21 protein-coding genes and 1 pseudogene are annotated in these 25288 nt (G+C 68.9%); 10 read left to right on the forward strand and 12 right to left on the reverse strand.

Annotation, left to right across the window (positions count from 1 at the left end; translation table 11 throughout):
- Window positions 1-55 precede the first annotated feature (55 nt).
- Genes AC3WQA_RS02140 through aat form a run of 3 tightly spaced genes read left to right on the forward strand, consistent with a single transcriptional unit; the run spans window position 56 to window position 2379 of the window.
- Window positions 56-1165, forward strand: a complete 1110-nt coding sequence (locus tag AC3WQA_RS02140; RefSeq protein WP_492673464.1) for a GNAT family N-acetyltransferase — start codon at window positions 56-58, stop codon at window positions 1163-1165.
- Between the two features lie 38 nt (window positions 1166-1203).
- On the forward strand, window positions 1204-1611 hold the full coding sequence (locus AC3WQA_RS02145; RefSeq protein WP_492673465.1) for a TIGR03067 domain-containing protein: 408 nt from the start codon (window positions 1204-1206) through the stop codon (window positions 1609-1611).
- A gap of 30 nt (window positions 1612-1641) precedes the next feature.
- The gene (aat, locus tag AC3WQA_RS02150) at window positions 1642-2379 is read left to right on the forward strand and encodes a leucyl/phenylalanyl-tRNA--protein transferase (RefSeq protein ID WP_492673466.1); all 738 of its coding nucleotides are present in this window, start codon (window positions 1642-1644) and stop codon (window positions 2377-2379) included.
- Window positions 2380-2411: 32 nt separating this feature from the next.
- On the opposite strand, the pseudogene AC3WQA_RS02155 reads toward aat, so the two are convergent.
- The 7 genes and pseudogenes from AC3WQA_RS02155 to cyoA form a co-directional block, all read right to left on the reverse strand.
- Window positions 2412-2543, reverse strand: a pseudogene (locus tag AC3WQA_RS02155) (HD-GYP domain-containing protein); the annotation flags it as partial.
- A 424-nt stretch (window positions 2544-2967) separates the two neighbouring features.
- Window positions 2968-3309, reverse strand: coding sequence for a zinc ribbon domain-containing protein YjdM (locus tag AC3WQA_RS02160; RefSeq protein WP_492673467.1), 342 nt, complete (start codon window positions 3307-3309; stop codon window positions 2968-2970).
- Window positions 3310-3360: 51 nt separating this feature from the next.
- Window positions 3361-4620, reverse strand: a complete 1260-nt coding sequence (gene ispG, locus AC3WQA_RS02165; RefSeq protein WP_492673468.1) for a flavodoxin-dependent (E)-4-hydroxy-3-methylbut-2-enyl-diphosphate synthase — start codon at window positions 4618-4620, stop codon at window positions 3361-3363.
- Between the two features lie 111 nt (window positions 4621-4731).
- The gene (gene cyoD / locus AC3WQA_RS02170) at window positions 4732-5079 is read right to left on the reverse strand and encodes a cytochrome o ubiquinol oxidase subunit IV (protein WP_492673469.1); all 348 of its coding nucleotides are present in this window, start codon (window positions 5077-5079) and stop codon (window positions 4732-4734) included.
- Complete coding sequence (gene cyoC, locus AC3WQA_RS02175; protein WP_492673470.1) at window positions 5079-5693, reverse strand: cytochrome o ubiquinol oxidase subunit III; 615 nt, start codon at window positions 5691-5693, stop codon at window positions 5079-5081. Before cyoC ends, cyoD begins: the two co-directional genes overlap by 1 nt.
- On the reverse strand, window positions 5693-7708 hold the full coding sequence (gene cyoB / locus AC3WQA_RS02180; protein ID WP_492673471.1) for a cytochrome o ubiquinol oxidase subunit I: 2016 nt from the start codon (window positions 7706-7708) through the stop codon (window positions 5693-5695). The genes cyoC and cyoB overlap by 1 nt, the downstream gene beginning before the upstream one ends.
- A 3-nt stretch (window positions 7709-7711) precedes the next feature.
- Window positions 7712-8575, reverse strand: a complete 864-nt coding sequence (cyoA, locus tag AC3WQA_RS02185) for a ubiquinol oxidase subunit II (protein ID WP_492676301.1) — start codon at window positions 8573-8575, stop codon at window positions 7712-7714.
- 268 nt (window positions 8576-8843) lie between these two features.
- On the opposite strand from cyoA, the gene AC3WQA_RS02190 reads away from it, so the two are divergent.
- From AC3WQA_RS02190 to deoD, 5 genes are all read left to right on the forward strand, one after another.
- Window positions 8844-10649 (forward strand): aminopeptidase P family protein, encoded by a 1806-nt coding sequence (locus AC3WQA_RS02190; protein WP_492673472.1) that lies wholly within the window; start codon window positions 8844-8846, stop codon window positions 10647-10649.
- A 79-nt stretch (window positions 10650-10728) separates the two neighbouring features.
- The gene (gene deoC / locus AC3WQA_RS02195; protein WP_492673473.1) at window positions 10729-11466 is read left to right on the forward strand and encodes a deoxyribose-phosphate aldolase; all 738 of its coding nucleotides are present in this window, start codon (window positions 10729-10731) and stop codon (window positions 11464-11466) included.
- Window positions 11463-12803, forward strand: coding sequence for a thymidine phosphorylase (locus AC3WQA_RS02200; RefSeq protein ID WP_492673474.1), 1341 nt, complete (start codon window positions 11463-11465; stop codon window positions 12801-12803). Before deoC ends, AC3WQA_RS02200 begins: the two co-directional genes overlap by 4 nt.
- Window positions 12800-14005: a phosphopentomutase gene (locus tag AC3WQA_RS02205; protein ID WP_492673475.1), complete on the forward strand. Its 1206-nt coding sequence runs from the start codon at window positions 12800-12802 to the stop codon at window positions 14003-14005. Before AC3WQA_RS02200 ends, AC3WQA_RS02205 begins: the two co-directional genes overlap by 4 nt.
- A complete protein-coding gene (deoD, locus tag AC3WQA_RS02210; protein ID WP_492673476.1) occupies window positions 14002-14712 on the forward strand; it encodes a purine-nucleoside phosphorylase in 711 nt (236 codons plus the stop codon). The genes AC3WQA_RS02205 and deoD overlap by 4 nt, the downstream gene beginning before the upstream one ends.
- Window positions 14713-14721: 9 nt before the next feature.
- Here deoD and epmA read toward each other — a convergent pair whose 3' ends face one another.
- Genes epmA through rnk form a run of 3 tightly spaced genes read right to left on the reverse strand, consistent with a single transcriptional unit; the run spans window position 14722 to window position 18514 of the window.
- On the reverse strand, window positions 14722-15681 hold the full coding sequence (gene epmA, locus AC3WQA_RS02215; RefSeq protein WP_492673477.1) for an EF-P lysine aminoacylase EpmA: 960 nt from the start codon (window positions 15679-15681) through the stop codon (window positions 14722-14724).
- A complete protein-coding gene (ligA, locus tag AC3WQA_RS02220) occupies window positions 15678-18065 on the reverse strand; it encodes an NAD-dependent DNA ligase LigA (RefSeq protein ID WP_492673478.1) in 2388 nt (795 codons plus the stop codon). The genes epmA and ligA overlap by 4 nt, the downstream gene beginning before the upstream one ends.
- A 38-nt stretch (window positions 18066-18103) precedes the next feature.
- Window positions 18104-18514 carry a nucleoside diphosphate kinase regulator gene (rnk, locus tag AC3WQA_RS02225; RefSeq protein ID WP_492673479.1) on the reverse strand — a complete coding sequence of 137 codons (411 nt, stop codon included), beginning with the start codon at window positions 18512-18514 and terminating at the stop codon, window positions 18104-18106.
- A 180-nt stretch (window positions 18515-18694) separates the two neighbouring features.
- Here rnk and AC3WQA_RS02230 point away from each other — a divergent pair, with 180 nt between their 5' ends.
- Both AC3WQA_RS02230 and AC3WQA_RS02235 read left to right on the forward strand, forming a co-directional pair.
- Window positions 18695-20143 (forward strand): MFS transporter, encoded by a 1449-nt coding sequence (locus AC3WQA_RS02230; protein ID WP_492673480.1) that lies wholly within the window; start codon window positions 18695-18697, stop codon window positions 20141-20143.
- A gap of 57 nt (window positions 20144-20200) precedes the next feature.
- Complete coding sequence (locus tag AC3WQA_RS02235; protein ID WP_492673481.1) at window positions 20201-21379, forward strand: cation:proton antiporter; 1179 nt, start codon at window positions 20201-20203, stop codon at window positions 21377-21379.
- 6 nt (window positions 21380-21385) lie between these two features.
- Here AC3WQA_RS02235 and AC3WQA_RS02240 read toward each other — a convergent pair whose 3' ends face one another.
- Both AC3WQA_RS02240 and AC3WQA_RS02245 read right to left on the reverse strand, forming a co-directional pair.
- Window positions 21386-22420 carry a sensor domain-containing diguanylate cyclase gene (locus AC3WQA_RS02240; protein WP_492673482.1) on the reverse strand — a complete coding sequence of 345 codons (1035 nt, stop codon included), beginning with the start codon at window positions 22418-22420 and terminating at the stop codon, window positions 21386-21388.
- A gap of 114 nt (window positions 22421-22534) precedes the next feature.
- A complete protein-coding gene (locus tag AC3WQA_RS02245) occupies window positions 22535-25177 on the reverse strand; it encodes a TonB-dependent receptor plug domain-containing protein (protein WP_492673483.1) in 2643 nt (880 codons plus the stop codon).
- Window positions 25178-25288 lie beyond the last annotated feature (111 nt).

A 25288-nucleotide genomic window follows, 5' to 3' on the forward strand; every position in this document is an offset into this window, starting at 1 on the left:
AGATCCAGAGCAAAAGCATCGCCCGCCAGCGGGCTCCTACGACAAGCGCCACGCCATGCACATCCGCTTCCACGACGCGATCGCCGAGCTGCCTGCCATGGCGTGGGATGCACTGCGCACAGCGGCCAATCCGTTCGTCTCGCACGCCTTCCTGCGCGCGCTGGAAGACAGTGGCTGCATCCGTCCCGACTGGGGCTGGCAGGCGCACCACCTCGGCCTGTATGACGGCAACCGCCTGGTCGCCGCCGCGCCGCTGTACCTGAAAGGCAACTCGCACGGCGAATTCGTGTTCGACTGGAGCTGGGCCAACGCGTGGGAACGCGCCGGCGGCGACTACTACCCCAAGCTGCTCTGCGGCGTGCCCTACTCGCCGATCACCGGCCCGCGCCTGCTCGCCGGCGGCGACGCCGAACTGCAAGGCGCATTGGTCGATGCCATGCGCGGGGAGGCGGAACGCCTGCGACTCTCGTCCGTGCACGCCAACTTCCTGCTGCCGGATGAGGCCGGCGCCTTCGGCGAAGACTGGCTGGCGCGTTCCGACGTGCAGTTCCACTGGCACAACCGCGGCTGGCGCGACTTCGACGATTTCCTCGCCGCGCTCAGCCACAAGAAGCGCGCGAACATCCGTCACGAACGCGCCCGCGTCGCCGCCAGCGGCCTGTGCATCGCCTGGCGCGAGGGCGGCACGCTGACGGATGCCGAATGGGGCGAAGTGCATGCGCTCTACCTCGCCACCTTCGACGCCAAGGGCAACCACGCCGCGCTGACGCCCGCGTTCTTCCGCCGGCTTGGTGGCATGGCGCAACTCGCACTGGCGTTTGATGCGGACGGCATCGCCGCGATGGCGCTGTTCCTCGCAGGCGACGGCGTGCTGTACGGGCGTTACTGGGGCGCTCGCGTCGACGTGCCCGGGCTGCATTTCGAGCTGTGCTATTACCGTGGCATCGAATACGCGATAGCGCAGGGACTGCAACGCTTCGAGCCTGGAGCGCAAGGCGAACACAAACTGGCGCGCGGCTTCCTGCCCGTACGCACGCACTCGCGCCACCTGCTGGTGCACGGAGGTTTCCGCCGCGCGGTGCACGCGGCACTGCGCGAAGAAGCCAACGCCGTGGCTCGCTACGCGGACGAGTGCATGGCGCACAGCCCCTACGCCCGACATTGACCTGCCATCATGGCGCGGCACGCAACCGAAGGATGGTCATGGCACCACGGCTCCACAACAACCCGAATGATTCCGCAGACGACCTTGCCGCCCTGCAAGGCGCCTGGGAGCAAGTCGGCTTCGAGGAAAACGGCCTCACCGATCCGCCCGACGAGCATGGCGCACCCGGCGCTCTCACCTTGATCCGCGACCGGCACTTCGAGGTGCGCACCGTCGAAGGCGAACTGCTGCTGGAGGGCGACTTCACGCTGGACGCATCCACCACGCCGAAGTCCATCACCTGGGTCGACTCGATCGGCGCCGACGCGGGCAAGCCGCTGGCCGCCATCTACCGGCTCGAAGGCGACCGTTTCGTCTTCGTCGCGGCCGACGAAGGCATACCGCGACCGACCGCCTTCCGCACCCGCATGGGATTGACCATGCGCAGCTTCGTTCGCAAGCGGTAGATTCGACTCCTCGCCCCTGGCCGACCTGCGATGATCCGCCTACCCTTGCTCGATCCCGCCGCGCCGGAATGCTTCCCCGATCCGCGCAGTGCGCTGGCCGAGCCCAACGGCCTGCTGGCCATGGGCGGCGACCTGTCGCCCGCGCGGCTCATGGCGGCGTATGCGCAAGGCATCTTCCCCTGGTACGCCGAGGGCGAGCCCATCCTGTGGTGGTCGCCCGATCCGCGCTGCGTGTTCCGCACCGACGACCTGCACATCAATCGCAGCCTGCACCGGCAGCTGCGCGGCAAGCGCTGGCACATCACCGTGGATCGCGACTTCCCTGCCGTGATCAACGCCTGCGCCATGCCGCGCGCCGACCACGACGGCACCTGGCTGGTGCCGGAGATGATCGCCGCCTACGTCAAGCTGCACGAACTCGGCCACGCCCACAGCGTGGAAGTGTGGGACGGGGCGCGTCTGGTCGGTGGCATCTACGGCGTGGCCACGGGCCAGCTCTTTTGCGGCGAGTCCATGTTCAGCGCCGACAGCGGTGGTTCCAAGCTCGCGCTGATGGCGCTGGCCGACCTCTTGCGGCAATGGGGCTGGCCGCTGCTCGATTCGCAGGTGGCCAACGCGCACACGTTGGGCCTGGGCGCTCGGGAGATGCCGCGCGAGGCCTATCTGCGCGAGGCCGCGCGGCTCGCCGCCCTGCCCGGCCGCACCGGCAGCTGGGCGGACGCCGAAGCGCTGCTGCTGCGTCCCGACGAGGTTCGGGCGACGCGCTGAACCGGGGCGACGAACGCCGTATCGGGCATCGCCGCCAGGCGCTTCAGGTCGACGTAGTTGCCGAGGAACAGCTCGACCAGCCGCGGATCGAGCTGGCTGCCCGCGACGTCACGCAGGTAGGCCAGCACACGCGCCTCCGGCCAGGCCGGCTTGTACACGCGCGGCCGTTCTCCTGGTGGTGCACGTCCATCGCCGTCGCCAGCACGCGCAACGCCTGCTCGCGCCCGAAACGCAGGCGGCGGTACTGCACTCCAGGCGTTGCACGTCCCGCCGGATCATTCAGTACAGCCGCCGGCTGGTGGCCGGCACGAAGCCCCATCCCCTGAGCGTCTGCAGTTACATGCGCGGCGTCTGGTCCGCCACCTGCCCCTCCACGGCGCGATCAGAACATCAGAGCCACCCCGCGGCGAACAGCACGTACACGCTCGCGATGCGCAAGGGCGGACTCGTCTGCAGGCAGCGACACCCCTGCTTACCTGACGGACGTATTCCGCCACGCCACGGTATCGCCGTCGAGGCGTGGCGGCCGATCCGGCGATGAGCTTCCCAACGGCCGCGCAGCCGTTTGCCCTGCCTCGGCCGCCCGGTTCAGGCCCTGCGCACGAACTCCGACTTCAGCTTCATCGGCCCGATGCCGTCGATCCTGCAGTCGATGTTGTGGTCGCCCTCCACCAGGCGGATGTTCTTGACCTTGGTGCCGACCTTCACCACCAAGGACGAGCCCTTGACCTTGAGGTCCTTGATCACCGTGACGCTGTCGCCGTCGGCCAACTGGTTGCCGTTGGCGTCCCTGGCCACCGGCCCCTCGTCGTCCGCCGCGGCTGCCGCCTCCTTCGACCACTCGTGCGCGCACTCGGGGCAGACGAACATGCCGCCGTCCTCGTAGGTGTAGGCGGAGTTGCACTTGGGGCAGTTGGGCAGGTCGCTCATGCTCGGTTCCAGCGTGTCGTTGTCGGGTGCTTGCAGCGGGGTGCGCCGCGCTCAGCCGCCGCGCGCGGCGTACTTGCGCGCCACGTAGTCGTCGAGGATGGCGACGAACTCGTTGGCGATGTTGTCGCCGCGCAGGGTCATCGCCTTTTCGCCGTCGATGAACACCGGCGCCGCCGGCGCCTCGCCATTGCCGGGCAGCGAGATGCCGATGTTGGCGTGCTTGGATTCGCCCGGGCCGTTGACGATGCAGCCCATCACCGCCAACGTCATGTTCTCAACGCCGTCGTATTGCACGCGCCACAGCGGCATCTTCTCGCGCACATGCTCCTGCACGGTCTTGGCCAGCTCCTGGAAGAAGGTGCTGGTGGTGCGGCCGCAGCCCGGGCAGGCGGCCACCAGCGGGCTGAACGCGCGCAGACCCATGGTCTGCAGCAGCTCCTGCGCAACGATCACCTCGGCCGTGCGCGACTGCCCCGGTTCGGGCGTGAGCGAGATGCGGATGGTGTCGCCGATGCCTTCCTGCAGCAGCACACCCAGCGCCGCGCTCGATGCGGCGATGCCCTTGGAACCCATGCCTGCCTCGGTGAGGCCCAGGTGCAGCGCATAGTCGCAGCGCACGGCGAGGTCGCGGTATACCGCGATCAACTCCTGCACGCCCGACACCTTGCACGACAGGATGATGCGCTCGCGCGGCAGGCCGATCTTCTCGGCCAGCGCGGCCGAGTCCAGCGCCGAGCGGATCAACGCCTCGCGCGCCACGTGCGAGGCATCCCACGGCTCGGCGCGCTGCGCGTTCTCGTCCATCAGCGCGGTCAGCATGGACTGGTCCAGCGAGCCCCAGTTGGCGCCGATGCGCACCGGCTTGGCGTATTCGATGGCCTTCTCGATGATCGCGCCGAACTGCGCGTCCTTCTTCTTGCCGAAGCCCACGTTGCCGGGGTTGATGCGGTACTTCGCCAACGCCTCGGCACAGGCCGGCTCGTTTTCCAGCAGTTGGTGGCCGTTGTAGTGGAAGTCGCCCACGATGGGCACGTCCACGCCCATCATGGCCAGCCGGTCGCGGATCGAGGGTACGGCTGCCGCGGCGGCCGGGGTGTTCACCGTGATGCGCACCAGCTCGGAGCCGGCACGCGCCAGCTCGGCGATCTGCTTGGCGGTGGATATCGGGTCTTCGGTATCGGTGTTGGTCATCGACTGCACCACCACCGGCGCGCCACCACCCACCAGTACCTTGCCGATGCGCACGCCAACACTGGGTCGACGCGCGGCAGGCTGGGCCGCGCGGAGTTTCGGATCAGGAGAGTCGTTCATGCAAGGCAACCGGAAAGCTCGCCGCAGCAGGCGCGGCACCAGTCCGCAAGCATAGCCGAACGTCGGCATGGGCCGAGAGTCCGCATGCTTCGTCCAGCGGCAGTTGGATGCTCAGCCGCGCGCCATGCCAGGCATCATCAGGGCGTTGGCGTTGTGCATCACCCACAGCGAGCCGATCACCACGATGGCGATGAAGATCAGCGCGCATGCCGCCACCATCAGGTTCTCGCGCTGCTCCGGCGCCAGCCCCATGTGCAGGAAGAAGCCGAGCTGCACCAGCACCTGGGCGATGCAGAACAGCATCAGCGCGGGGGCGATCAGCTGCGGCGGCACCAGGCCGGCCATCACGCAGCCGAAGGACAGCAGCGTGAGCGCGATGGAAAGGCCGAAGCCCACCAGGTAGGACTTCAGCGAGCCGTGCTTGCCGCCGTGCGCGGCGTGTTCGTGCGCGTGCGACATCACAGCACCCCATGCAGATAGACGAAAGTGAACACGCAGATCCAGATCACGTCGAGGAAATGCCAGAACAGGCTGAGACAGGACAGGCGACGCCTGACGATGCCGTCCAGTCCGTGGCGGCGCACCATGTCGAACATCACCGCCATCCAGATCAGGCCGCAGGTGACATGCAGGCCGTGCGTGCCGACCAGGGTGAAGTAGGCCGACAAAAAGGCACTGCGATCCGGGCCGGCGCCTTCGTGGATCAGGCCGGCGAACTCATGGATTTCCATGCCGACGAAGGCCGCGCCGAGCAGGAAGGTGACCGCCATCCAGCCCAGCACCTGGTTGCGCCGGCCGGCGTGCATGCCCAGCATCGCCATGCCGAAGCTGAAGCTGCTGATGAGCAACAGCATCGTCTCGCCCAGCACGTACTTGAGGTCGAACAGCTCCCTGCCAGTGGGGCCGCCCGCATAGGCATGGGAGAGCACGGCGAAGGTGGCGAACAGGCCCGAGAAGATCAGGCAGTCGCTCATCAGGTACATCCAGAACCCCAGGAGGGTCTTGGAGCCGTCGTCGTGATGCGCGTGCGATCCGGCGAGGTCGTGGCTGGCGATGAGGACGGAGGTATTCATCAGGCCACCTTCTGCTCGGCGGGCACGGTGCCGGCCGTCTGGAACAACGGTGCAAGCGCCTGCTGACGCGCACGCTCGATCTTTTCCACCTCGGCGGCGGGCACGTAGTAGTCGACGTCGCGGTCATAGGCACGGGCGATGAAGGCGCCGACCATGCCGAGCAGCCCCAGCGCCGCCATCCACCAGATATGCCAGACCAGGGCGAAGCCCAGCACGGTGCCGAAGGCGCCCATGTACACGCCCACGCCGGTGTTGCGCGGCATGTGGATGTCGGCGTACTTCGCCGCCGGGCGATAGACCACGCCGGCTTCCTTGTCCGCCCAGAACTGGTCGAGTTCGGCCACCGCAGGCAGCACCGCGAAGTTGTAGAACGGCGCCGGCGAGCTGGTGGCCCACTCCAGCGTGCGGCCGCCCCAGGGGTCGCCGCTGAGATCGCGATTCTTCTCGCGGTGGCGGATGCTCACCGCCACTTGCAACAGGGTGAAGCCGATGCCTGCGAAGATGATCACCGCACCGACGAAGGCCACCACGAAATACGGCTGCCAGGCCGGATTGTCGTAGTGCTGCATGCGACGCGTGGCCCCCATCAGGCCCAGCGCGTAGAGCGGGAAAAAGGCCACGTAGAAGCCCACCAGCCAGCACCAGAACGACCACTTGCCCCAGCGCTCCTCCAACTTGAAGCCGAACGCCTTGGGGAACCAGTAGTTCAGCGCCGCCAGGCAGCCGAACACCACGCCGCCGATGATCATGTTGTGGAAGTGCGCGATCAGGAACAGGCTGTTGTGCAGCACGAAGTCCGCGCCGGGCACCGCCAGCAGCACGCCGGTCATGCCGCCGATCACGAAAGTCACCATGAAGCCGATCGTCCACAGCACCGGCACGGTAAAGCGCACGCGGCCGCGGTACATGGTGAACAGCCAGTTGAACACCTTCACGCCGGTGGGGATGGAAATGACCATCGTGGCGATGCCGAAGAAGGCGTTGACGCTGGCGCCCGAGCCCATGGTGAAGAAGTGGTGCAGCCACACCAGGAAGGACATCAGGCCGATCGCCACCGTGGCCCACACCATCGACTTGTAGCCGAACAGCGGTTTGCCCGAGAAGGTGGCGATGATCTCCGAATACACGCCGAAGCACGGCACCATCAGGATGTAGACCTCGGGGTGGCCCCAGATCCAGATCAGGTTCACGTACATCATGGCGTTGCCGCCCAGCGTGTTCGTGAAGAAGTGCATGCCGAGGTAGCGGTCGGCGCCCAGCAGCAACATCGCCACGGTCAGCGCCGGGAACGACACCACGATCAGCACGTTGGTGACCAGCGCGGTCCAGGTGAACACCGGCATCTTCATCAGCGTCATGCCCGGCGCGCGCATGCGCAGGATGGTGACGATGAAGTTGATGCCGGTCAGTGTCGTGCCCAGGCCCGACAGCTGCACCGCCCAGATGTAGTAGTCCACGCCCACGGTGGGGCTGAACTTCAGCTCGGAGAGCGGCGGATAGGCCAGCCAGCCGGTGGCCGAGAAATCGCCCACGAACAGCGACAGCATGATGAGCACCACGCCCGAAGTCGTGAGCCAGAAGCTCAGCGAGTTCAGGAACGGATAGGCCACGTCGCGCGCGCCGATCTGCAGCGGCACCACCAGGTTCATCAGGCCGACCACGAAAGGCATCGCCATGAAGAAGATCATGATGGTGCCGTGGGCGCTGAAGATCTGGTCGAAGTGGTGCGCCGGCAGATAGCCCTGCGCACCGGCCGCCGCCATCGCCTGCTGGCCGCGCATCATGATGGCGTCGGCAAAGCCGCGCAGCAGCATCACCAGTGCCAGCGCGATGTACATGACGCCGATCTTCTTGTGGTCCACCGAAGTGAACCACTCGTTCCACAAGTAGCTCCACTTGCGGAAATACGTGATGCCGCCGAGCACGGCCGCGCCGGCGATGGCCACCATCAGCAAGGTGCCCATCACGATCGGCTGATCGAACGGGATCGCCGCGAGGGAAAGTTTTCCGAACATGGCTTACTCCGCTGCCTTGGCGTGGTCGTGGTGCGAGGGGGCAACGGCCACGCCCGCGGGCATGCCCATGCCGGGCATCGGCGCTGCCTTGGCGTGCGTGCCATCCGCATCGGCGTGCAGGATGTCCTCGAACAGGTGCGGCGCCACGGCCGCGTAGTACGCCACCGGCGCCTTTTCGCTGGGCTGTTCGAGCACCTGGTAGGCCGGCTGGTCGAGCGTGGTGCCGCTGGCCTTCGCCTTCGCCAGCCAATCCTGGAAACCCTGCGTGCTGGTGGCGATGGCGGTGAAGCGCATGTCGGAGAAGCCGGCGCCGCTGTAGTTCGATGACAGGCCGTCGTAGCTGCCCGCCTCGCGCGCGATCAGGTGCAATTGGGTCTGCATGCCGTTCATCGCGTAGATCTGGCTGCCCAGCCGCGGAATGAAGAACGCGTTCATCACCGAGGCCGAGGTGATCCTGAAGTCCACCGGCGTATCCACCGGGAAGGCGATCTGGTTGACGCTGGCCACGCCGAAGTCGGGGTAGATGAACAGCCACTTCCAGTCCAGCGCCACCGCCTCGATGGTCACCGGCTTCACGTCGGACACCAGCGGCTTGTACGGATCGAGCGCGTGCGTGCTGCGCCAGGTGATGGTGCCGAGGATCGCGATGATGAGGCAGGGAATGCCCCACATCAGCAGCTCAAGCCCGGTCGAGTGCGACCACGTGGGCGCATACGTCGCCTTGGTGTTGGAGGCGCGGTAGCGCCACGCGAACCACAGCGTCAGCACGATCACCGGGATCACCACCAGGGACATCAGCCCCAGCGCAATCAGGATCAGGTGCTTCTCATGCATGCCCACGTCGCCCTTGGGCGAAAGGACTTCCATCTGGCAGCCGGCAAGAAACACGGCCAAGCCTGCGCACGACCAGCGCAGGGCAGCTACGGGGGAACGTCTGCTCACAAACGACTCTTTGCACAGCCAAGGGGGATGCCGGGGACGGCGGCGCGCATCCTAGGGGAATTCGCCCTTGCAGTGACCCATGCCGCGACACGATGCCGCACCTGAAAAATACTGCGCGATGATCTTGCGCGTTGCGCAGCCAGCGCGCTTGTGGCAGGCGTTGGCCACGCATCGCGCCTGCTACCATGCCGGCATGAACGCCCCCATCCCCGCCCGCCTCGCCGCGCTGCGCGCGGCCATGCAAAGCCACGGCATCGCCGCCGTGATCGTCCCCAGCGCCGACCCGCACCTGTCCGAATACCTGCCCGAACGCTGGCAGGCGCGCGTGTGGCTGTCCGGCTTCACCGGCTCGGCCGGCACCCTGATCGTCACGCCGGATCGAGCCGGTCTGTGGACCGATTCGCGCTATTTCTCGCAGGCCGAACAGCAACTCGCCGGCAGCGGCATCGCGCTGATGAAACTGCGCGTGCCGCACACTCCCGAGCATCTGGACTGGCTGACCACACAGTTGCATGAAGGCGAGACGCTCGCCGTGGCCGGCGACAGCCTCGCCCTGTCCAGCCTGCGCGCGATGGAGCGCAAGCTGGGCGAACACGGCATCCGCGTGCGCACCGACCTCGACCTGCCCGGCACGATCTGGCACGAGCGCCCTGCCCTGCCCGCCGCGCGCATCGTCGAACACGCTATCGCGCGCGCCTGCACACCGCGCGCCGACAAGCTCGCCCGCCTGCGCAAGGCGCTGCGCAAGCACGGCGCCACGCATCACCTGCTGTCCAGTCTCGACGACATCGCCTGGCTCACCAACCTGCGCGGCAGCGACGTGGAGTGCAACCCGGTGTTCCTCGCCCACCTGCTGGTGGCCACCGACGGCGGCGCCACCTTGTTCGCCGGCCGCGGCAAGTTCGACGACGCGCTGGTGGCGGCGCTCGCCGCGGATGGCATCGCCATCGCCGATTACGCCGGCATCAGCGACGCGCTGGGCGAACTGGGCGCGACCGACCGCCTGCTGCTCGACCCCGGCCATGTGGTCTGCGCCATCGCGGACGCCATCCCCGCCGGCGTCAAGCGCATCGAAGCCGCCGCGCCCAGCACCGCGTTCAAGGCAGTGAAAAGCCCGGCCGAGCTCGATCACGTGCGCGATGTGATGCGCCGCGACGGCGCCGCGCTGGCGCACGCCTTCCGCCAGATCGAAGCAGGCCTCGCGCAAGGCCTGCCGCTCACCGAGCTGGACGTGCACGCGCTGGTGCACGCCGCGCGCGCCGCGCAACCGGAATTCGTCGGCGAGAGCTTCGCCACCATCGCCGGCTACCAGGCCAACGGCGCGCTGCCGCACTACCGCGCCACGCCCGAGTCGCACAGCACGCTGCAGGCGAAGGGCCTGCTGCTGATCGACTCCGGCGGCCAGTACCTGGGCGGCACCACCGACATCACCCGCGTGCTGGCACTGGGTGAGACCACCGCCGAGCAGCGCCGCGATGCCACGCTGGTACTCAAGGGCATGATCGCGCTCAGCCGCGCGCGCTTCCCCAGGGGCGCCAGCGGCCCGCAACTCGATGCGCTGGCGCGCGCGCCGCTGTGGGCCGCCTGCTGCGACTACGGCCACGGCACCGGCCACGGCGTGGGCTACTTCCTCAACGTGCACGAAGGCCCGCACTCCATCCGCCCGCCGGTGGCCGGCGGCGCGCTGGTGCCGCTGGAGCCGGGCATGATCTCCTCGATCGAGCCGGGCTTGTACAAGCCCGGCCGCCACGGCATCCGCCACGAGAACCTCGCCGTGGTGGTGGACGCCGACCGCACCGAATTCGGCGACTTCCTCGCCTTCGAGACGCTCACGCTGTGCCCGTTCGACCGCCGCGCACTGGAACCCGCCCTGCTCGGCCCCGATGAACGCGCCTGGCTGGACGATTACCACGCCACCGTGCGCGCCGCGCTGTCGCCACTACTGGACGGCGACGACCTGGCCTGGCTGGAACGGCACTGCGCGCCGCTGGCGCGCTGAGCGCGAGCGGCTGCGCCAAATCAAAGCATCCCGGCGGCGCAGCACCTAGGCTGGCGGCACTCGACCTCGGGATGCCGCCATGCCTGCCGCCGTTTCCTCCGCGCTTGCCACGCGCCTGCTCGGCCTGCTCGACCTGACCAGCCTGGACGAGGACGACACCCCCGCCCGGATCGAGGCGCTGTGCGCCAGCGCGCGACAAGGTGTGCCGCCGGCGGCGATCTGCGTCTATCCCGAACACGTCACCACCGCGGCGCACGCGATCAAGGGCAGCACGATCGGGCTGGCCACCGTGGTGAACTTTCCCGATGGCAGCGCCAACGTGCTGCGCGTGGCGCGCGAGATACGTCGCGCCATCGCCGCCGGCGCGCACGAGATCGACCTGGTGCTGCCGTGGGCCGCCTTCCGCCACGGCGACCTGGCGGCCGCCCGCGCCGTGCTGGCGGCCGCCCGCCATGCCTGTGGCGAGGCACACATCCTCAAGCTGATCCTGGAAACCGGCGAACTGGGCACGCCGGTCCTGATCCGCGCCGCCAGCGAGCTGGGCATCGAAATGGGGGTGGATTTCCTCAAGACCTCCACTGGCAAGGTGACGGTGAACGCCACGCCGGAGGCCGCCGCCATCATGCTCGACGTGATCGCCGCGCACGGCGGACGCTGCGGTTTCAAGGCCGCCGGCGGCATCCGCACACCGGCCGATGCCGCGCTGTATTTCGGACTGGCGCAGGAGCGGCTGGGCGATGCCTGGATCGCCGCGCCGCGTTTTCGCCTCGGCGCCAGCGCGCTGCGTGGCGCTCTGCTGCCGCTGGCCTCGGCATGAGCGACTGGCCCGCCGTCGCGCTGATCCGCGCCAAGCGCGAGGGCCGGCGACTGGATGCCGCGCAGTGGCAGGCGCTGGCCCGCGGCATCGCCAGCGGGGCCTGGAGCGAGGGCCAGCTCGGCGCGCTGGCCATGGCGATCGCCTGGCGCGCGCTGGCGGCCGACGAATGCCGCGACTTCACCTTCGCGCTGCGCGACTCGGGCGCCTGCCTGCACTGGAACGACCTGCCCGGCCCGGTGCTGGACAAGCATTCCACCGGCGGCGTGGGCGACGGCGTGAGCCTGGCGCTGGCGCCGCTGGTTGCCGCCTGCGGCGGCTACGTGCCGATGATCTCCGGCCGCGGCCTGGGCCACACCGGCGGCACGCTGGACAAGCTCGAAAGCCTCCCCGGCTACGACGTGAACCCAGCGCCCGAACGCCTGCGCCGCGTGCTGCGCGAGGTGGGCTGCGCCATCGTCGGCCAGAGTGCGGAGCTGGTGCCCGCCGACCGCCGCCTGTACGCGGTGCGCGACACCACCGCCACGGTGGACGTGCCCGACCTGATCGTCGCCTCCATCCTCGCCAAGAAACTCGCCGGCGGCGCGCAGGCGCTGGTGCTGGACATCAAGACCGGCAGCGGCGCGCAAACGCCCTCCACCGCCGAGGCCGAGGCGCTGGCCGCGCGCATGCGGCAGGTGGCCGAAGGCAGCGGCCTGCGCCTGTCGGTCGCGCTCAGCGACATGCATCAGGTGCTGGGCCACGCGGCCGGCAACGCGCTGGAACTGCGCGCCATGCTGGGCCTGCTCACCGGCCAGCCCGGCTGCCTACGCCTGCGCGCGTTGACGCTGGAACTATCGGCACGCCTGCTCTGCCTTGGCGGCCTCGCCGCCAGCCACGCCGAAGCCATCGGCAAGCTCGAACACGCGCTGGCCAGCGGCGCCGCCGCCGAACGCTTCGCGCGCATGGTCGCCGCACTGGGCGGCCCGCACGATCTCGTCGAACACCCCGAGCGCCATCTGCCGCAGGCCCCCGTGCGACGCGCGGTGCCGGCGCCCAGGGATGGCATCGTGCAGGCCGTCGACGTGCGCGCGTTGGGCGAGGCGGTGGTGGATCTGGGCGGCGGCCGCCGCCGGCCAGGCGATGCCATCGACCATGCTGTGGGCCTGGCCGCCGTGTCCGGACGCGGCGTGCAGGTAACCCGCGGCGAGCCGCTGGCCCTGGTGCATGCCCGCGACGAAACCCATGCCGCCATCGCCGTGGCGCAGGTGCAGGCCGCTTTTCGACTGGGCGAAGCCGCGCCGAAAAGCCTGCCGCTGCTGCGCTGGCTGGAACAAACCGCCACGCAGGCTGCCCCATGACCCGCGCGATCTGGCTGGTGCTGGACTCCTTCGGCCTCGGCGCCGCCCCCGACGCCGCCGACTACGGCGATGCCGGCGCCGACACCTACGGCCACATCAAGGCGTACTGCGCCACCGCGCCACGTGGAGCACTGCAGTTGCCCAACCTCGACCGCCTTGGCCTCGCGCACGCCCACGCGCTGGCCCACGGCCTGCCGACGCCCGCACTGCCGGCCCCCACCGGCTGGTGGGGCTACGCGGTGGAGCGCGCCCGCGGCAAGGACACGCCCTCGGGCCACTGGGAAAGCATGGGCGTCACCCTCACCGAGCCCTTCGGCCTGTTCCCGCCCGGCGAAAACTGTTTTCCCGCCGCCATGCTCGATGCCCTGGTGCGCGAGGGCGGCCTGCCCGGCGTGCTCGGCAACACGCATGCCTCCGGCACCGAGATCATCGCGCGCCTCGGCGCCGAACACCTGGCCAGCGGCAAGCCCATCGTCTACACCTCGGCCGATTCGGTGTTCCAGATCGCCGCGCACGAGGAAACCTTCGGGCTGGAGCGCCTCTACGCGCTGTGCCGCATCGCGCGGCGCCGGTGCGACGACCTGCGCATTGGCCGGGTGATCGCGCGGCCTTTCACCGGCACGCCCGAGGCCGGCTTTCGCCGCACCGCCCACCGCCACGACTACAGCCTGCCGCCGCCCGCGCCCACCCTGTTCGACGCGGTGCGGGCACGCGGCGGCGAGGTGGTGGCCATCGGCAAGATGGGCGACATCTTCGCCCACCGGGGCGTGAGCCGCAGCCTGCCGGGCGCCCACCACGATGCGCTGTTCGACGCCACGCTGGCGACGCTGGAGGAAACCGGCGACGGCGCCCTGATCGCCACCAACTTCGTGGACTTCGACAGCGCCTACGGCCACCGCCGCGACCCGCTGGGCTACGCCGCCGCGCTGGAGGCCTTCGACGCGCGCCTGCCGTCATTGCTGGCCGCCATGCGCCCCGGCGATCTCGTGCTGCTCAGCGCCGACCACGGCTGCGACCCCACCTGGCCGGGCAGCGACCACACCCGCGAAACCATCCCCGTGCTGGCCTGCGGCCCCGGCCTTGCGCCGCGCGCGCTGGGCCGACGCGACAGCTTCGCTGACCTCGGCCAGAGCCTGGCCAGCCATCTCCAGTTGCCGCCGCTGGCCGAAGGGCGCGGCTTCCTCGACGAGCCATCCGCATGAGCACGCCACACATCGACGCCCGCCCCGGCGACTTCGCCGACACCGTGCTGCTGCCCGGCGACCCGTTGCGCGCGCGCCATATCGCGCAAAACTTCCTCAGTGACGTGGTGGAAGTCGCCGCCCGGCGCAACATGCTTGGCTACACCGGCTGCTATCGCGGCCAGCGCGTATCGGTGATGGGCGGCGGCATGGGCATCCCCTCCACCGCGATCTACGCCACCGAGCTGGCGCGCTTCTACGGCGTGCGCCGCATCATCCGCGTGGGCACCTGCGGTGGCCTGGGCGCGGCGCAACTGGGTGACATCCTGCTGGCGCAGTCGGCCAGCACCGATTCGCGTTGCAACCGCCTCGCCTTCGGCGAGCTCGACCTGGCCGCCTGCGCCGATTTTTCCTTGTTGCGCACCGCCGTGGAAACCGCCGGCCGCCTCGGCACCGCCGTGCGCGTAGCCCACGTCTTCAGCACCGACACCTTCTACGACGACGCCCCCGAACGCCTCGCCCTCCTGCGTCGCCACCGCGTGCTTGGCGTGGAGATGGAAGCTGCCGGCCTGTACGGGCTGGCCATGCGCGAGGGTTTTCAGGCGCTGGCCGTGCTCACCGTCAGCGACCACCTCGACCACGACAGCCATCTCGATGCCGCCGAGCGCGAGCAGGGCCTGGGGCGGATGGCCGAGCTGGCGCTGGATACGGCGCTGGACGCCGTGTAAGCCGCCCCGTCACGCCGCGGCAAAGGGAAACGCCAGCACGTCGGCGATGGCGTCGGTCCGCATGAGGCACATCAGCAGGCGCTCGATGCCCAGCGCCACGCCGGCGCAAGCGGGCATGGCGTCCAGCACCGCGAGCAGGCTTTCGTCCAGCGGCAGCTCGCGCTGGCCGCGCTCGTGGCGGCGCGCGTTGTCGCGCTCGAAGCGCGCGCGTTGCTCGGTGGCATCGTTCAGTTCGTGGTAGCCGTTGGCCAGCTCGTACGGGCCGAGGTACAGCTCGAAACGCTCCGCGCGCGGCGGCTCGCCGGGGCGGATGCGCGCCAGCGCGCACTGGCTGGCCGGGTAGTCGTGAATCACCGTGAGGCGATTGGCCGGAAAGCCCGGCTGCAGTAGGTGCGTCAGCAGGAGATCCAGCCAGTCGTCGCGGGTGAGTCCCGCCGGATCGATGCCGAAACCCGCGAGCGGCGCGCGCAGCTCGTCGATGGACGCATGCACCGAGTCGATGCCCAGTTCGTCGATGAACAGTTGGCGATAGCCCGTAATCAGCACCTCGACATGCCGCCCCGCGAGTGCCAGCGCCGCCTCCACCAGCTCGATCGTCTCGTGCATCAGCCGGCGGTGATCCCAGCCGACCCGATACCACTCCAGCATGCTGAACTCGGGATTGTGCCGCCCGCCCGCCTCGCCGTTGCGGAACACCCGCCCCAGTTCGTAGCAGTCGCCCACGCCGGCGGCGAGCAGGCGCTTGAGCGGATATTCCGGCGAAGTGCGCAGCCAGCGCTCGCGCGCGCCGGCGTCGACGTGGCCGCTGAAGCTCGTGCTGAAACTCTCGATGTTCGGCTCGGTGTTGCCGGCGGCGGAGAGGATCGGCGTCTCCACTTCCAGCACCGCGCGCTGGGCGAAGAAGCTGCGGATCAGGGCGTACAGGCGTGCGCGCAGCCGCAGCGCCTCGTGCGGGTCCGGACTTATCACGGTGCGACTCCATGCCGGGCCAACAGCGCCAGCAACTGCGCCTCGTCCCACACCGGCACGCCCAGCTCGTTGGCCTTGTCGAGCTTGGAGCCGGCATCCAGGCCAGCCACCACGAAGTGGGTCTTCTTCGACACACTGCCGGAAACCTTGGCGCCCAGCGCCTCGAGCTTTTCTTTCGCCTGCTCGCGACTCAGCGTGGGCAGTGTTCCAGTGAGCACGGCGGTCTGGCCTTCCAGCGGCAGGCTGGCCGATGGCGACGACGCGGGGACGGCATCGAGCAGGCGCTGCATTGCGGCTTCGGCTGCGCGCAAGGCTGTCAACTGCGCTGCGTCGGCCAGGCAGGCACCGAGATTGATCGCCGCCGCCTGCGGCAGGCCAGCGGTGATCCATTGCGCCTGGCCCGCCTCGCACAGACGTTGCAGCGTCGGGTACTGCGCGGCCAGCAGGGTCGTGCTCTTGGGGCCGAGCTTGTTGACGTTTGCCATGTCCAGCAGCACGGCCAGGCCCAGCCGTGCGCGCAATTTCGGCGACGGCGAGCCCTCGTCGCCGAACACGATGCCTGCGGCGAGCAAGGCATCGACCACCTGCTGGTTGCCCGCCTGGGCGAAGAAACCGGCGATGGAGGCCGCCACCTCGCCGCCCACATCCGGCAACACACGCAGGATGGAGGCCGGCATGCTGCGCACGAAAGCGAGCGAACCCAGCCACGCCGCCAGCGTCTTCGCCGTGCTCTCGCCGATGTGCATGATGCCCAGCGCGAACAGGAAGCGCGCCAGCGTGGTGTGCTTGCTGGCTTCGATGCCTTCGAGCAAGTTGTCCGCCCACTTGGTGGCCACCTTGCCCTGCTTCACCGTTTCGGGCGTCGTGCCGTCGCGCTCGTCGGCGCGGCGCTTCATTTCCAGGAAATCGTCCAGCGTGAGCCGGTACAGGTCGGCCGGCGTACGCACGTAGCCAAAATCCACCAGCGCATCGACATAGCGCTCGCCGAGGCCGTCGATCTCCATCGCGCGGCGCGAGGCAAAGTGGATCAGTGCCTCCTTGCGCTGCGCCGCGCAGACCAGGCCGCCCGAGCAGCGATAGGCCGCCGCGCCATCCTCGCGCAGCAACGCCGAGCCGCACACCGGGCAATGCGTGGGCATGTGCCAGGGGCACGTGTGCGGTGGGCGCTGTTCCGGCATCACGCGCACCACTTCGGGAATTACGTCGCCGGCGCGGCGCACGATCACGGTGTCGCCCACGCGCACGTCCAGCCGCGCGATCTGGTCGGCGTTGTGCAAGGTGGCGTTGGTGACGATGACACCGGCCACCTGCACCGGCGCCAGCCGCGCCACCGGCGTGGCGGCGCCGGTGCGGCCGATCTGGATTTCGATGGCCTCGACCGTGGTGGTCTGCTCCTGCGCGGGAAACTTGTGCGCGATGGCCCAGCGCGGCGCGCGCGAGACGAAGCCCATTACGCGCTGCCCGGCGTAGTCGTCCAGCTTGTACACCACGCCATCGATGTCGTACGGCAGGCGGTCGCGTTTCGCGCCGATGCGCTGGAAGTAGGCGATCAGCCCGTCGAAGCCGCGCGCCGTGTCCACCTCGGGCGACACCGGGAAACCCCATTCGCGCAGTTGCCGCAAGGTCGCCGAATGCGTGGGCGGCAGCTCGAAGCCTTCCACCACGCCCACCGCGTAGGCGTAGAAGCTCAAGCGGCGCTTCGCGGTGATCGCCGGGTCGAGCTGGCGCAGCGAGCCGGCCGCGCCGTTGCGCGGGTTGGCCAGGGTCTTTTCGCCGTGTGCACGGGCGTAGTCGTTGAAGGCCTCGAAATCCCTGCGCAGCATGATGACTTCGCCGCGCACTTCCAGCACGGTGGGCCAGCCGGTGCCGCGCAGCTTCAGCGGAATGGCGCGCACCGTGCGCAGGTTGGCGGTCACGTCCTCGCCGGTCTCGCCGTCGCCGCGGGTGGCGCCCTGCACGAAGCGGCCATGCTCGTAGCGCAGGCTGATGGCGAGGCCGTCGAGCTTGGGCTCCACGGAAAACACCGGCTCGCTGCGCCGCGTGCCTTCCTCGATGCGGCGCACGAATTCGGCCACCTCGTGGAAGCGCGTGCGCGCATCCTCGCCCGCCTGCTCGAAGGCGTTGGATAGCGACAGCATCGGCTGCGCGTGGGTCACCTCGGCAAAGCCGCCGCTGGCGCGCGCGCCCACCGTACGGGTGGGCGAGTCGGTGCCGGCCAGCTCCGGATGCGCAGCTTCCAGCGCCTCCAGCTCACGCATCAGCGCGTCGTACTCGGCGTCGGTGATCGTCGGATCATCGAGCACGTGGTAGCGGTAGTTGGCTTGTTCGATGCGCTCGCGCAGGGCAGCGGCGCGGTGGATCAGGTCGGTGGCGATGGCACTCATGACGCAAGTTTAGGGCAAGGCCCGCTGCATCACGCGCGTCAGCGATGCAGTTCGCCGGCGGCCTCGGGCTGGTAGTCGATGGAGAGCACGGAGAGGCGACGAGTGTGGCCATCGGGTGTGGGCCAGTCGATGTGCCTGCCCTTGGCCAGGCCAAGCAGGGCGCTACCCACCGGCGCGAGGATGGACACCGTGCCCGGCTTGCCGGCGGCATTGGGGTAGACCAGGGTCAGGGTCAGCGGCGCGCCGCCGGCCTCGTCGACGAAGCTGACGGTGGAGTTCATGGTCACCACGTCGCGCGGCATCGCGGCGGGCTCCACCACCCTGGCGCGATCCAGTTCCTCGCGCAGCCAGCCATACGTCTGCGCCTGCACCGGCGGCATGCGCTCGAGCAGCGCCTCGATGCGCTCCATGTCCAGCCGGGAGATGGTGATGGCGGGTTTGCGGCTCATGGTGCGAAATCCTTCGTGCGCGGATGACCGCCGTGCAAAAGCCCGCGCCGGGGCGGGAACACCCTGGCGCGGGTTGGCACGGCTTGGCCTTGATGTGGGGTTGGCGGCAAATGAAACAAGCCTGACTCTGCGAAAGCCGTCCGCAAAAAACAAGCTGCCACAGCAAGTATCATCCACGCGATGCTTCCCCAAGACGCCGAGTTCCCCGCTCGCGCCGATGCCGCCGACCCGGCGCCGATCAGCACGCGGCAGCGTTTCCGCGGACTGCTGTGGCTGGTAGCCGCCGCCTTCTTCATGCAAGCGCTGGATTCCACCGTGGTGAACACGGCGGTGCCGGCGATGGCCGACGCGTTGCACGAAACCCCGCTGGGCATGCGCACGGCGCTGACCAGCTACGTGCTGACGCTGGCCGTGCTGATTCCGGCCAGCCCGTGGTTGTGTGATCGCTTCGGCACGCGGCGGGTGTTCGGTGCCGCCATCGTGCTGTTCGGCCTGGGTTCGCTGCTGTGCGGCCTGTCGCAATCGCTGCCGCAACTGGTGGCCGCGCGCGTGCTGCAAGGCGTGGGCGGCGCGGCGCTGATGCCGGTGGGGCGCTACGTGCTGGTACGCAGCATAGCCAAGCGCGAATTTGTGCGCGCGATGAGCACGGTGGCCACCTTCGGTCTGCTCGGCTCGGTGCTGGGGCCGCTCCTGGGCGGCGCGCTGGTGGAATACACCTCGTGGCGACTGATCTTCCTCATCAACGTGCCGGTGGCGATCGCCGGCGTGTGGATGAACCGACGCGACATGCCGGATTACCGGCTGGATCACGCCCACCGCTTCGATCTCGCCGGCTTCCTGCTGTTCGCCGTGGCCTCGGCCCTGCTGCTCACCGCTTCCGAGCTGGCGGGACTCAGCCCGGTGCCGTGGGGCACCATGGCCGCCTATAGCGGCGTGGCCGTGCTGCTGGGCGTGGCCTATGTCTGGCACAGCCGGCGCACCGCGCATCCGGTGGCCGATCTCGGCCTGCTGCGCGTGCGCAGCGTGTCGGTGTCGCTGGCCGGCGGACTGTTCACCCGGCTGGGCATCTCGGGCATGTTCCTGCTGCTGATGCTGTTCCTGCAGGTGGGCTGCGGCTGGTCGCCGCTGGCGGCGGGCCTGATGATGGTGCCGCAGGCGCTGGGTTCGATCGCCGCCAAGTGGGCGATCAACCGCGTGCTGGTGCATTACGGCTACCGCCGGTTGCTGCTGGGCAACACGCTGGCGGTGGCACTGCTGCTGGCCTGCTTCGCGTTGTTCGGGCCGGACACGCCACCCTGGCTGATCGCCACGCTGGCCTTTGCCTATGGCGCCTTCGCCGGCCTGCAGTACACCGCGATGAACACGCTGATCTATACCGACCTCGACATCCGCCACGCCGCGATGGCGTCCTCGATGGCCTCCACCGTGCAATACCTCGCGATGAGCTTCGGCATCGCGCTCTCCACCTTGCTGATGCAGGCACTGCTGCATGGGCACACTGCGGCGGACTTTGTGGCCTCGTTCCGCTGGACGGTGCTGCTGCTCGCGCTCATCACCGCCGGTGCCAGCCGCGTGTTCGCGCGGCTGACGCCCGATCGCATCACGGCGGCACCGCTGCAGGCAAGCTGATCGAACGCGCGGTCAGCATGTAGCATGCGGGCTTCGTCACCCGCCCGGACGCGCCGCATGCATCACGCCAGCGACATCCTGCTTACCTTGTTCATCGTGTTCGTCGCCGCGCAGCTCGGTGGCGAGCTGGCGCAGCGGCTGAAGCTGCCCGGCGTAGTGGGCGAGATTGCCGCCGGCTGCGTGGTCGGCCCCTCGCTGCTGGGCTGGATCGCGCCGGCGCAGATCGCCACCGGCACGCCGCTGGATGTGCTGGCCGAAATCGGCGTGGTGCTGCTGCTGTTTTCGGTGGGCCTGGAAACGCGGCTGGAGGACTTGAAGCAGGTCGGCAAGGCGGCCTTCCTGGTGGGCCTCATCGGCGTGCTCGTGCCCTTCGGTATGGGCGCGCTGTGGGCGCACGGGCGCGGTTTCGAGTGGGACAAGGCCATGTTCGTGGCCGCCGCCTTCGTGGCGACCTCGGCCGGCATCACCGCGCGCGTGCTGCAGGAACTGGGCGTGCTGCAGCGGGTGGAAAGCCGGGTGATCCTGGGCGCCGCCGTGATCGACGACATCCTCGCCATGCTGCTGCTCGGCGTGGTGGTGTCGCTGCAAGGTGGCAATGGCTTCCACGCGGGCCACCTGCTGGTGGTGCTGGGCGAGGCGGTGGGCTTCATCGCGGTGATCGGCTGGGGCGGCGCGCGCCTCATGCGCTGGAACTCCCGCTGGCTGGACACGCCGCGCCACGCGCAGTCGCCGCTGCTGATCGCGCTGGCGCTGTGCCTGGGCCTGGCCTACGTTTCCACCCTGTTCGGCCTGGCCGCCATCATCGGTGCCTTCCTCGCCGGCATGATCGCCTCCGAAACTCGCCAACGGCATGCGCTGGAAACCCAGACGCAACCCTTGCTTGCCCTGCTCACGCCGTTCTTCTTCGTGGTCACCGGCAGCAAGATCGACCTGCATGAGCTGGCCAGCACCGACGCACTGTGGATGTTGCTGGTGGTCACCGTCATCGCCATCGTTTCCAAGCTGATCGGCGGCGGCCTTGGCGCGCTGTCGCTGGGCCGGCGCGGCGCCGTCATCGTGGGCTTCGGCATGGTGCCGCGCGGCGAGGTGGGCGTGGTGATCGCCAGCCTGGGCCTGGCCGCCGGTGTGTTCAGCAACCGGGTCTACGCGGTGATCGTGGCGATGTCCCTGCTCACCGCGATGGTGACGCCGCCGGTGCTGGCCTGGCTGCTGCGGCGGGCGCCGCCCGGCGGGTGACCGCGTTCAACCAGCAACGTGGTTTTTGCGGCCTTGCTTGACCTGGTACATGCGGCTGTCGGCGCGGGCGAGCAGCGTTTCCGTGTCGTCATCCGGCGCCGATACGGCGCAGCCGATGCTTGGCCCGGCGTAGTCGAGCACCACCTCGCCAAGGGCGAACTGGCCGGTGGTGGCGGCGGCGAGGCGGGCCACCATGGCGTCGGTCACGGCCTCCGCGTCATCGCGTGGTGCGCTGGACAGCACCACGAATTCGTCCCCGCCGAAGCGGGCCACGAAATCGCCGTCGCGCAGTACGCCCTGCAGGCGGCCGCCGATGGCGCCGAGCAGACGATCCCCCGCGCCATGACCGTTGGCGTCGTTGACCTGCTTGAAGCCATCCAGGTCGACAAAGGCCACCAACAGCGCGTGGCCGCTGCCGGACGCCATCTCCATGCGCCGTCGCATCTCGTCGAGCAGGGCGCGCCGGTTGGGCAACTGGGTGACGACGTCGGTGCGTGCGCTGACGGCCAGCGCCACGTTGGCCCGGCGCAGCGAATCCAGCAGCCGTTCGCGGTCAACCTGTTGCGCGATCAACCGCGCGAACATCTGCAGCACGGGCAAGGTGCCTGGGCGCTGCGGCCGGTGCTTGTCGCTGGCGCCGCACAAGGTGCCATACAGCTTGCCGTCGGCCGTGTGCACCGGCACGCTGGCGAAGGTGGCGATGCCCAGTGCCGCCGCTGCATGCGAGTCGGGCCAACGCTTTTCCACGTGGTCGGTATACGAGCAGCGTTCGTCCATGGCGCGATGGCACAGGGTGTCGGCCCAGGTGACCGTGAGCCCTTCGGCCACCCGCAGTTTTCGCGTGTTGCGTGCGTACAGCACGTACTGCTGCCCGGCATCGAGGTCGACGGTGGCGAGGTAGGTCGATTCCAGCCCGGTCACCGTCTGCAGCAGCTCCAGCAGTGGCCGCACCAGGTTTTCCAGCGTACCGGCGTGCTCCATCGCGCCGGCCAGCTGGTCGGCGAAATCGTGCATGCTCATTTCAGCGGTTGGGGCAGCCATGGATGGCTCTACGGCGGTGCGCCCGGCGGGGCGGCCATTACACCCCTGCCGGGGTGCCTGCGCAAGCACCGATCCGCTACGGTGAAGCCGGAGCGGATCGGTGGGCCATGACGGTCAGAAGTTGGCCGTCACCCGCGCGTACCAGAAGGCGCCGTTGAAACCGAACGGCGAGGTGAGCGCGTATTTCACGCCGAGATACTGCAGGGTGGCGTTCTGTTCCTTGCCCGGGTAGGTGTTGAACACGTTGTTGCCGCCCAGCGCCACCGAGAACATGTCATTGAACTTGTAGCTCGCCTCGAGATCGAGCAGCGCCTTGCCGCTGTAGCGCGACACGTCGGCCGGCGGGTTGTTGCCGCCGAAGATGCCCACCGTGGTGCTCCAGTTGCCGTAGCGGTTGATCCGCGCGATGGCGTCGAAACGGTCGATGCCATAGTCGAAGCTGAGCACGGCACGGCTGTGCGGTACCTGGTTTTCCAGGTCGTAGACGAAGTCGTTGTTGAGCGTATTGGGCTTGACGTTGACCACGTCCTGCACGTTCCGGTTGTAGCGGAAGTCGATGTTCAGCCTGCCGCTGCCCAGGTGGTGGCGCGAATCCACCACGAAGTCGAAGCCGCGCACGTTGGAGTCGTAGGCATTGCCGAAATAGCTGGCATCGCTGCCCAGCAGCAGGTTTGCGTTCGGGTAGTTCTCGGCATTGAGCGTATCGACGGTGGTTTGCGACACGGTCTTGCTGACCAGGCCGATGCGGTTGGCGATGCGGATGTGGTAGTAGTCCAACGTGCTGGTGAGGCTGTCGCTGGGCGTCCACACGGCGCCAACGGAGAAGCTCTTCGAGGTTTCGGTCTTGAGCGGCGCCGAGCCCAGCGCGCGCGCCACCGGATTGTTCACCGGGTAGGTGCCGCTGGGAATCAGGTTGCCCTGCGCGTTGGCCGTGGTGGTGACGTTCAGCGTATTGGCCTGCCCCGGCGTGGGCGTGCGGAAGCCGGTGTTGTAGGTGCCGCGCAAGGCGAACGCGTCGGTGAAGGCATAGCGCGCCGAGAGCTTGTAGACCACCTTGGAACCGTAGCCGTTGGCATGCTCGTAGCGCACCGCCGCCGCCCCCGACAGCTTGTCGGTGAGGTTGGTCTCGGCGTCGAAATACGCCGAGTCGCTGCTCTGCGTGAAGCGCCCGGCCGCGCTGGTCGGGAAGCCCTGGAAGGCGTCCGAACCCACGCCGAACACCGAGGCGGTAGGGCCGACCGCGATGGAGCCGGCATCGCCCTGGTGGATGGTGTAGCTCTCGTTGCGCCACTGCGCGCCGAAGGCCAGCGTCAGCGGCGAATCATCGAAGGAGCGGACGAAATCCGCGCCCGCGCCCTGCTCGCTCTGGGTCAGCTTGCCGGGATGGAAGCTGGTGGGTGAGAGGTCGCCCAGGCTGGGGTTGATCGAACCCTGCAGCCGGTAGTCGATGGTGTTGCTGCTGGCGCGATAGTGCAGGTTCCACTGGAAGTTGCTCTCGCCGCCGCCGCGCACGCCGCCGACCACCTGGTGGTCGGTGACGTCGGCGCCGAACATCGGACTGTAGCCGCCGGGGAACTGCTTGTAGATCGGGTTGAGCAGCTCCCAGCCGCTGGCGCTGGCCGAGTTGGCCGTGAGGTAGTCCGCCGGGTTGCCGCCGCCGGCGATGATGTTGTTCACCAGCGACTGCGGCGCATCGGCCGGGTTCAGCGTGCCGGGGGCGTAACTGACCAGGGTGGAGCGGCCGGCGATGCCGTACTGCGCCGGCAGGTACGGTATGCGGTAGAAGAAGCTGGACAGGATTTTCTTGTCCATGTAGTTGCCGTAGCCATACAGCTGCACGTCGCCGGCCAGCGGCAGGCCGGCGTTGACGAACAGCTTGTTGGCCGAGGTTTCGGGGTCGCCCCAGCGCTGCCCCAGACCGTCGTAGGGCACGGTGCTCGCCCCCACCACGCCCGCCACCGCCGCCGCGCCGCCCTGCGGCACGCCACGCGAGGTGGGGTCGGTGGTTTCGCGTTCGGCGCTCACGTGCACGAAGCCGTCGGCGCCCAGCGGAAAGCCCGCGTCGGCATCGTAGCGGCGCATGTCACCGTCGCTTTTGCTGTACTGGCCGGCCTGCGCGCTCACCGTCGCGCCCGAGCGCGAACGCTTCAGGATGACGTTGACCACGCCGGCGATCGCGTCCGAGCCGTACAGCACCGAGGCGCCGTCGCGCAGCACCTCGACGCGCTCGATGGCGTTGGCCGGGAACACCGAGAAATCCACCGCCTGCGCGCCCTGGTTGAAGGTGCCCAGCGGATCGAGCTGCAGGTTGACCAGCGCCGAGCGGTGGAAGCGCACGCCGTCGACCAGGATCAGGGTCTGGTCGGGCGACAGGTTGCGCAGCGACACCGGCCGCACGAAGGCGGTGCCGTCGGCGATCGGGAAGCGCTGGGTGGTCAGGGACGGCACCACGTTGGTCAGGGAGTCGGTGAGATCCGCCGACGGTTGCTCCGCAATCTGCTTGCCGCTGAAGGTATCGATGGGCGACACCGACTCGGTGGGCGACAGGCCGGCGCGCAAGGTGCCGGTCACCACGACCTGCTTGAGGTCGGTGGTCGACTTGTTGTCCTGGCCCGGCGTCGCCGCCGATGGGCTGGCGGCCTGCTGCCCGCTGTCCGTTGCCGCCGGCTCCTGCGCCTGCGCGGACAACGCCAGCAACACCGCGGCGGCCAGCGCCGCACGCACGACTACCCGATTGACGCCCGTCTGCTTCTGCATCTGCGATCCCCTTGGTTGGCCCGGCGAATTCCCCACCACCGCACGCTAGCGCGCCCGGGAAAATTTGGGAAGTCATGGCGCTGTAACCTGCCATGATCTTCGTCACGGATG

It is taken from the genome of Rhodanobacter sp. FW106-PBR-R2A-2-24, from assembly GCF_058789615.1.

What these genes read in the sequence shown, in the direction of transcription:
- AC3WQA_RS02140 (WP_492673464.1), top strand. Translation starts at nt 56, where the DNA reads ATGCACATCCGCTTCCACGACGCGATCGCCGAGCTGCCTGCCATGGCG.
- AC3WQA_RS02145 (WP_492673465.1), top strand. Translation starts at nt 1,204, where the DNA reads ATGGCACCACGGCTCCACAACAACCCGAATGATTCCGCAGACGACCTT.
- aat (WP_492673466.1), top strand. Translation starts at nt 1,642, where the DNA reads ATGATCCGCCTACCCTTGCTCGATCCCGCCGCGCCGGAATGCTTCCCC.
- AC3WQA_RS02160 (WP_492673467.1), bottom strand. Translation starts at nt 3,309, where the DNA reads ATGAGCGACCTGCCCAACTGCCCCAAGTGCAACTCCGCCTACACCTAC.
- ispG (WP_492673468.1), bottom strand. Translation starts at nt 4,620, where the DNA reads ATGAACGACTCTCCTGATCCGAAACTCCGCGCGGCCCAGCCTGCCGCG.
- cyoD (WP_492673469.1), bottom strand. Translation starts at nt 5,079, where the DNA reads ATGTCGCACGCGCACGAACACGCCGCGCACGGCGGCAAGCACGGCTCG.
- cyoC (WP_492673470.1), bottom strand. Translation starts at nt 5,693, where the DNA reads ATGAATACCTCCGTCCTCATCGCCAGCCACGACCTCGCCGGATCGCAC.
- cyoB (WP_492673471.1), bottom strand. Translation starts at nt 7,708, where the DNA reads ATGTTCGGAAAACTTTCCCTCGCGGCGATCCCGTTCGATCAGCCGATC.
- cyoA (WP_492676301.1), bottom strand. Translation starts at nt 8,575, where the DNA reads ATGGAAGTCCTTTCGCCCAAGGGCGACGTGGGCATGCATGAGAAGCAC.
- AC3WQA_RS02190 (WP_492673472.1), top strand. Translation starts at nt 8,844, where the DNA reads ATGAACGCCCCCATCCCCGCCCGCCTCGCCGCGCTGCGCGCGGCCATG.
- deoC (WP_492673473.1), top strand. Translation starts at nt 10,729, where the DNA reads ATGCCTGCCGCCGTTTCCTCCGCGCTTGCCACGCGCCTGCTCGGCCTG.
- AC3WQA_RS02200 (WP_492673474.1), top strand. Translation starts at nt 11,463, where the DNA reads ATGAGCGACTGGCCCGCCGTCGCGCTGATCCGCGCCAAGCGCGAGGGC.
- AC3WQA_RS02205 (WP_492673475.1), top strand. Translation starts at nt 12,800, where the DNA reads ATGACCCGCGCGATCTGGCTGGTGCTGGACTCCTTCGGCCTCGGCGCC.
- deoD (WP_492673476.1), top strand. Translation starts at nt 14,002, where the DNA reads ATGAGCACGCCACACATCGACGCCCGCCCCGGCGACTTCGCCGACACC.
- ligA (WP_492673478.1), bottom strand. Translation starts at nt 18,065, where the DNA reads ATGAGTGCCATCGCCACCGACCTGATCCACCGCGCCGCTGCCCTGCGC.
- rnk (WP_492673479.1), bottom strand. Translation starts at nt 18,514, where the DNA reads ATGAGCCGCAAACCCGCCATCACCATCTCCCGGCTGGACATGGAGCGC.
- AC3WQA_RS02230 (WP_492673480.1), top strand. Translation starts at nt 18,695, where the DNA reads ATGCTTCCCCAAGACGCCGAGTTCCCCGCTCGCGCCGATGCCGCCGAC.
- AC3WQA_RS02235 (WP_492673481.1), top strand. Translation starts at nt 20,201, where the DNA reads ATGCATCACGCCAGCGACATCCTGCTTACCTTGTTCATCGTGTTCGTC.
- AC3WQA_RS02240 (WP_492673482.1), bottom strand. Translation starts at nt 22,420, where the DNA reads ATGGCTGCCCCAACCGCTGAAATGAGCATGCACGATTTCGCCGACCAG.
- AC3WQA_RS02245 (WP_492673483.1), bottom strand. Translation starts at nt 25,177, where the DNA reads ATGCAGAAGCAGACGGGCGTCAATCGGGTAGTCGTGCGTGCGGCGCTG.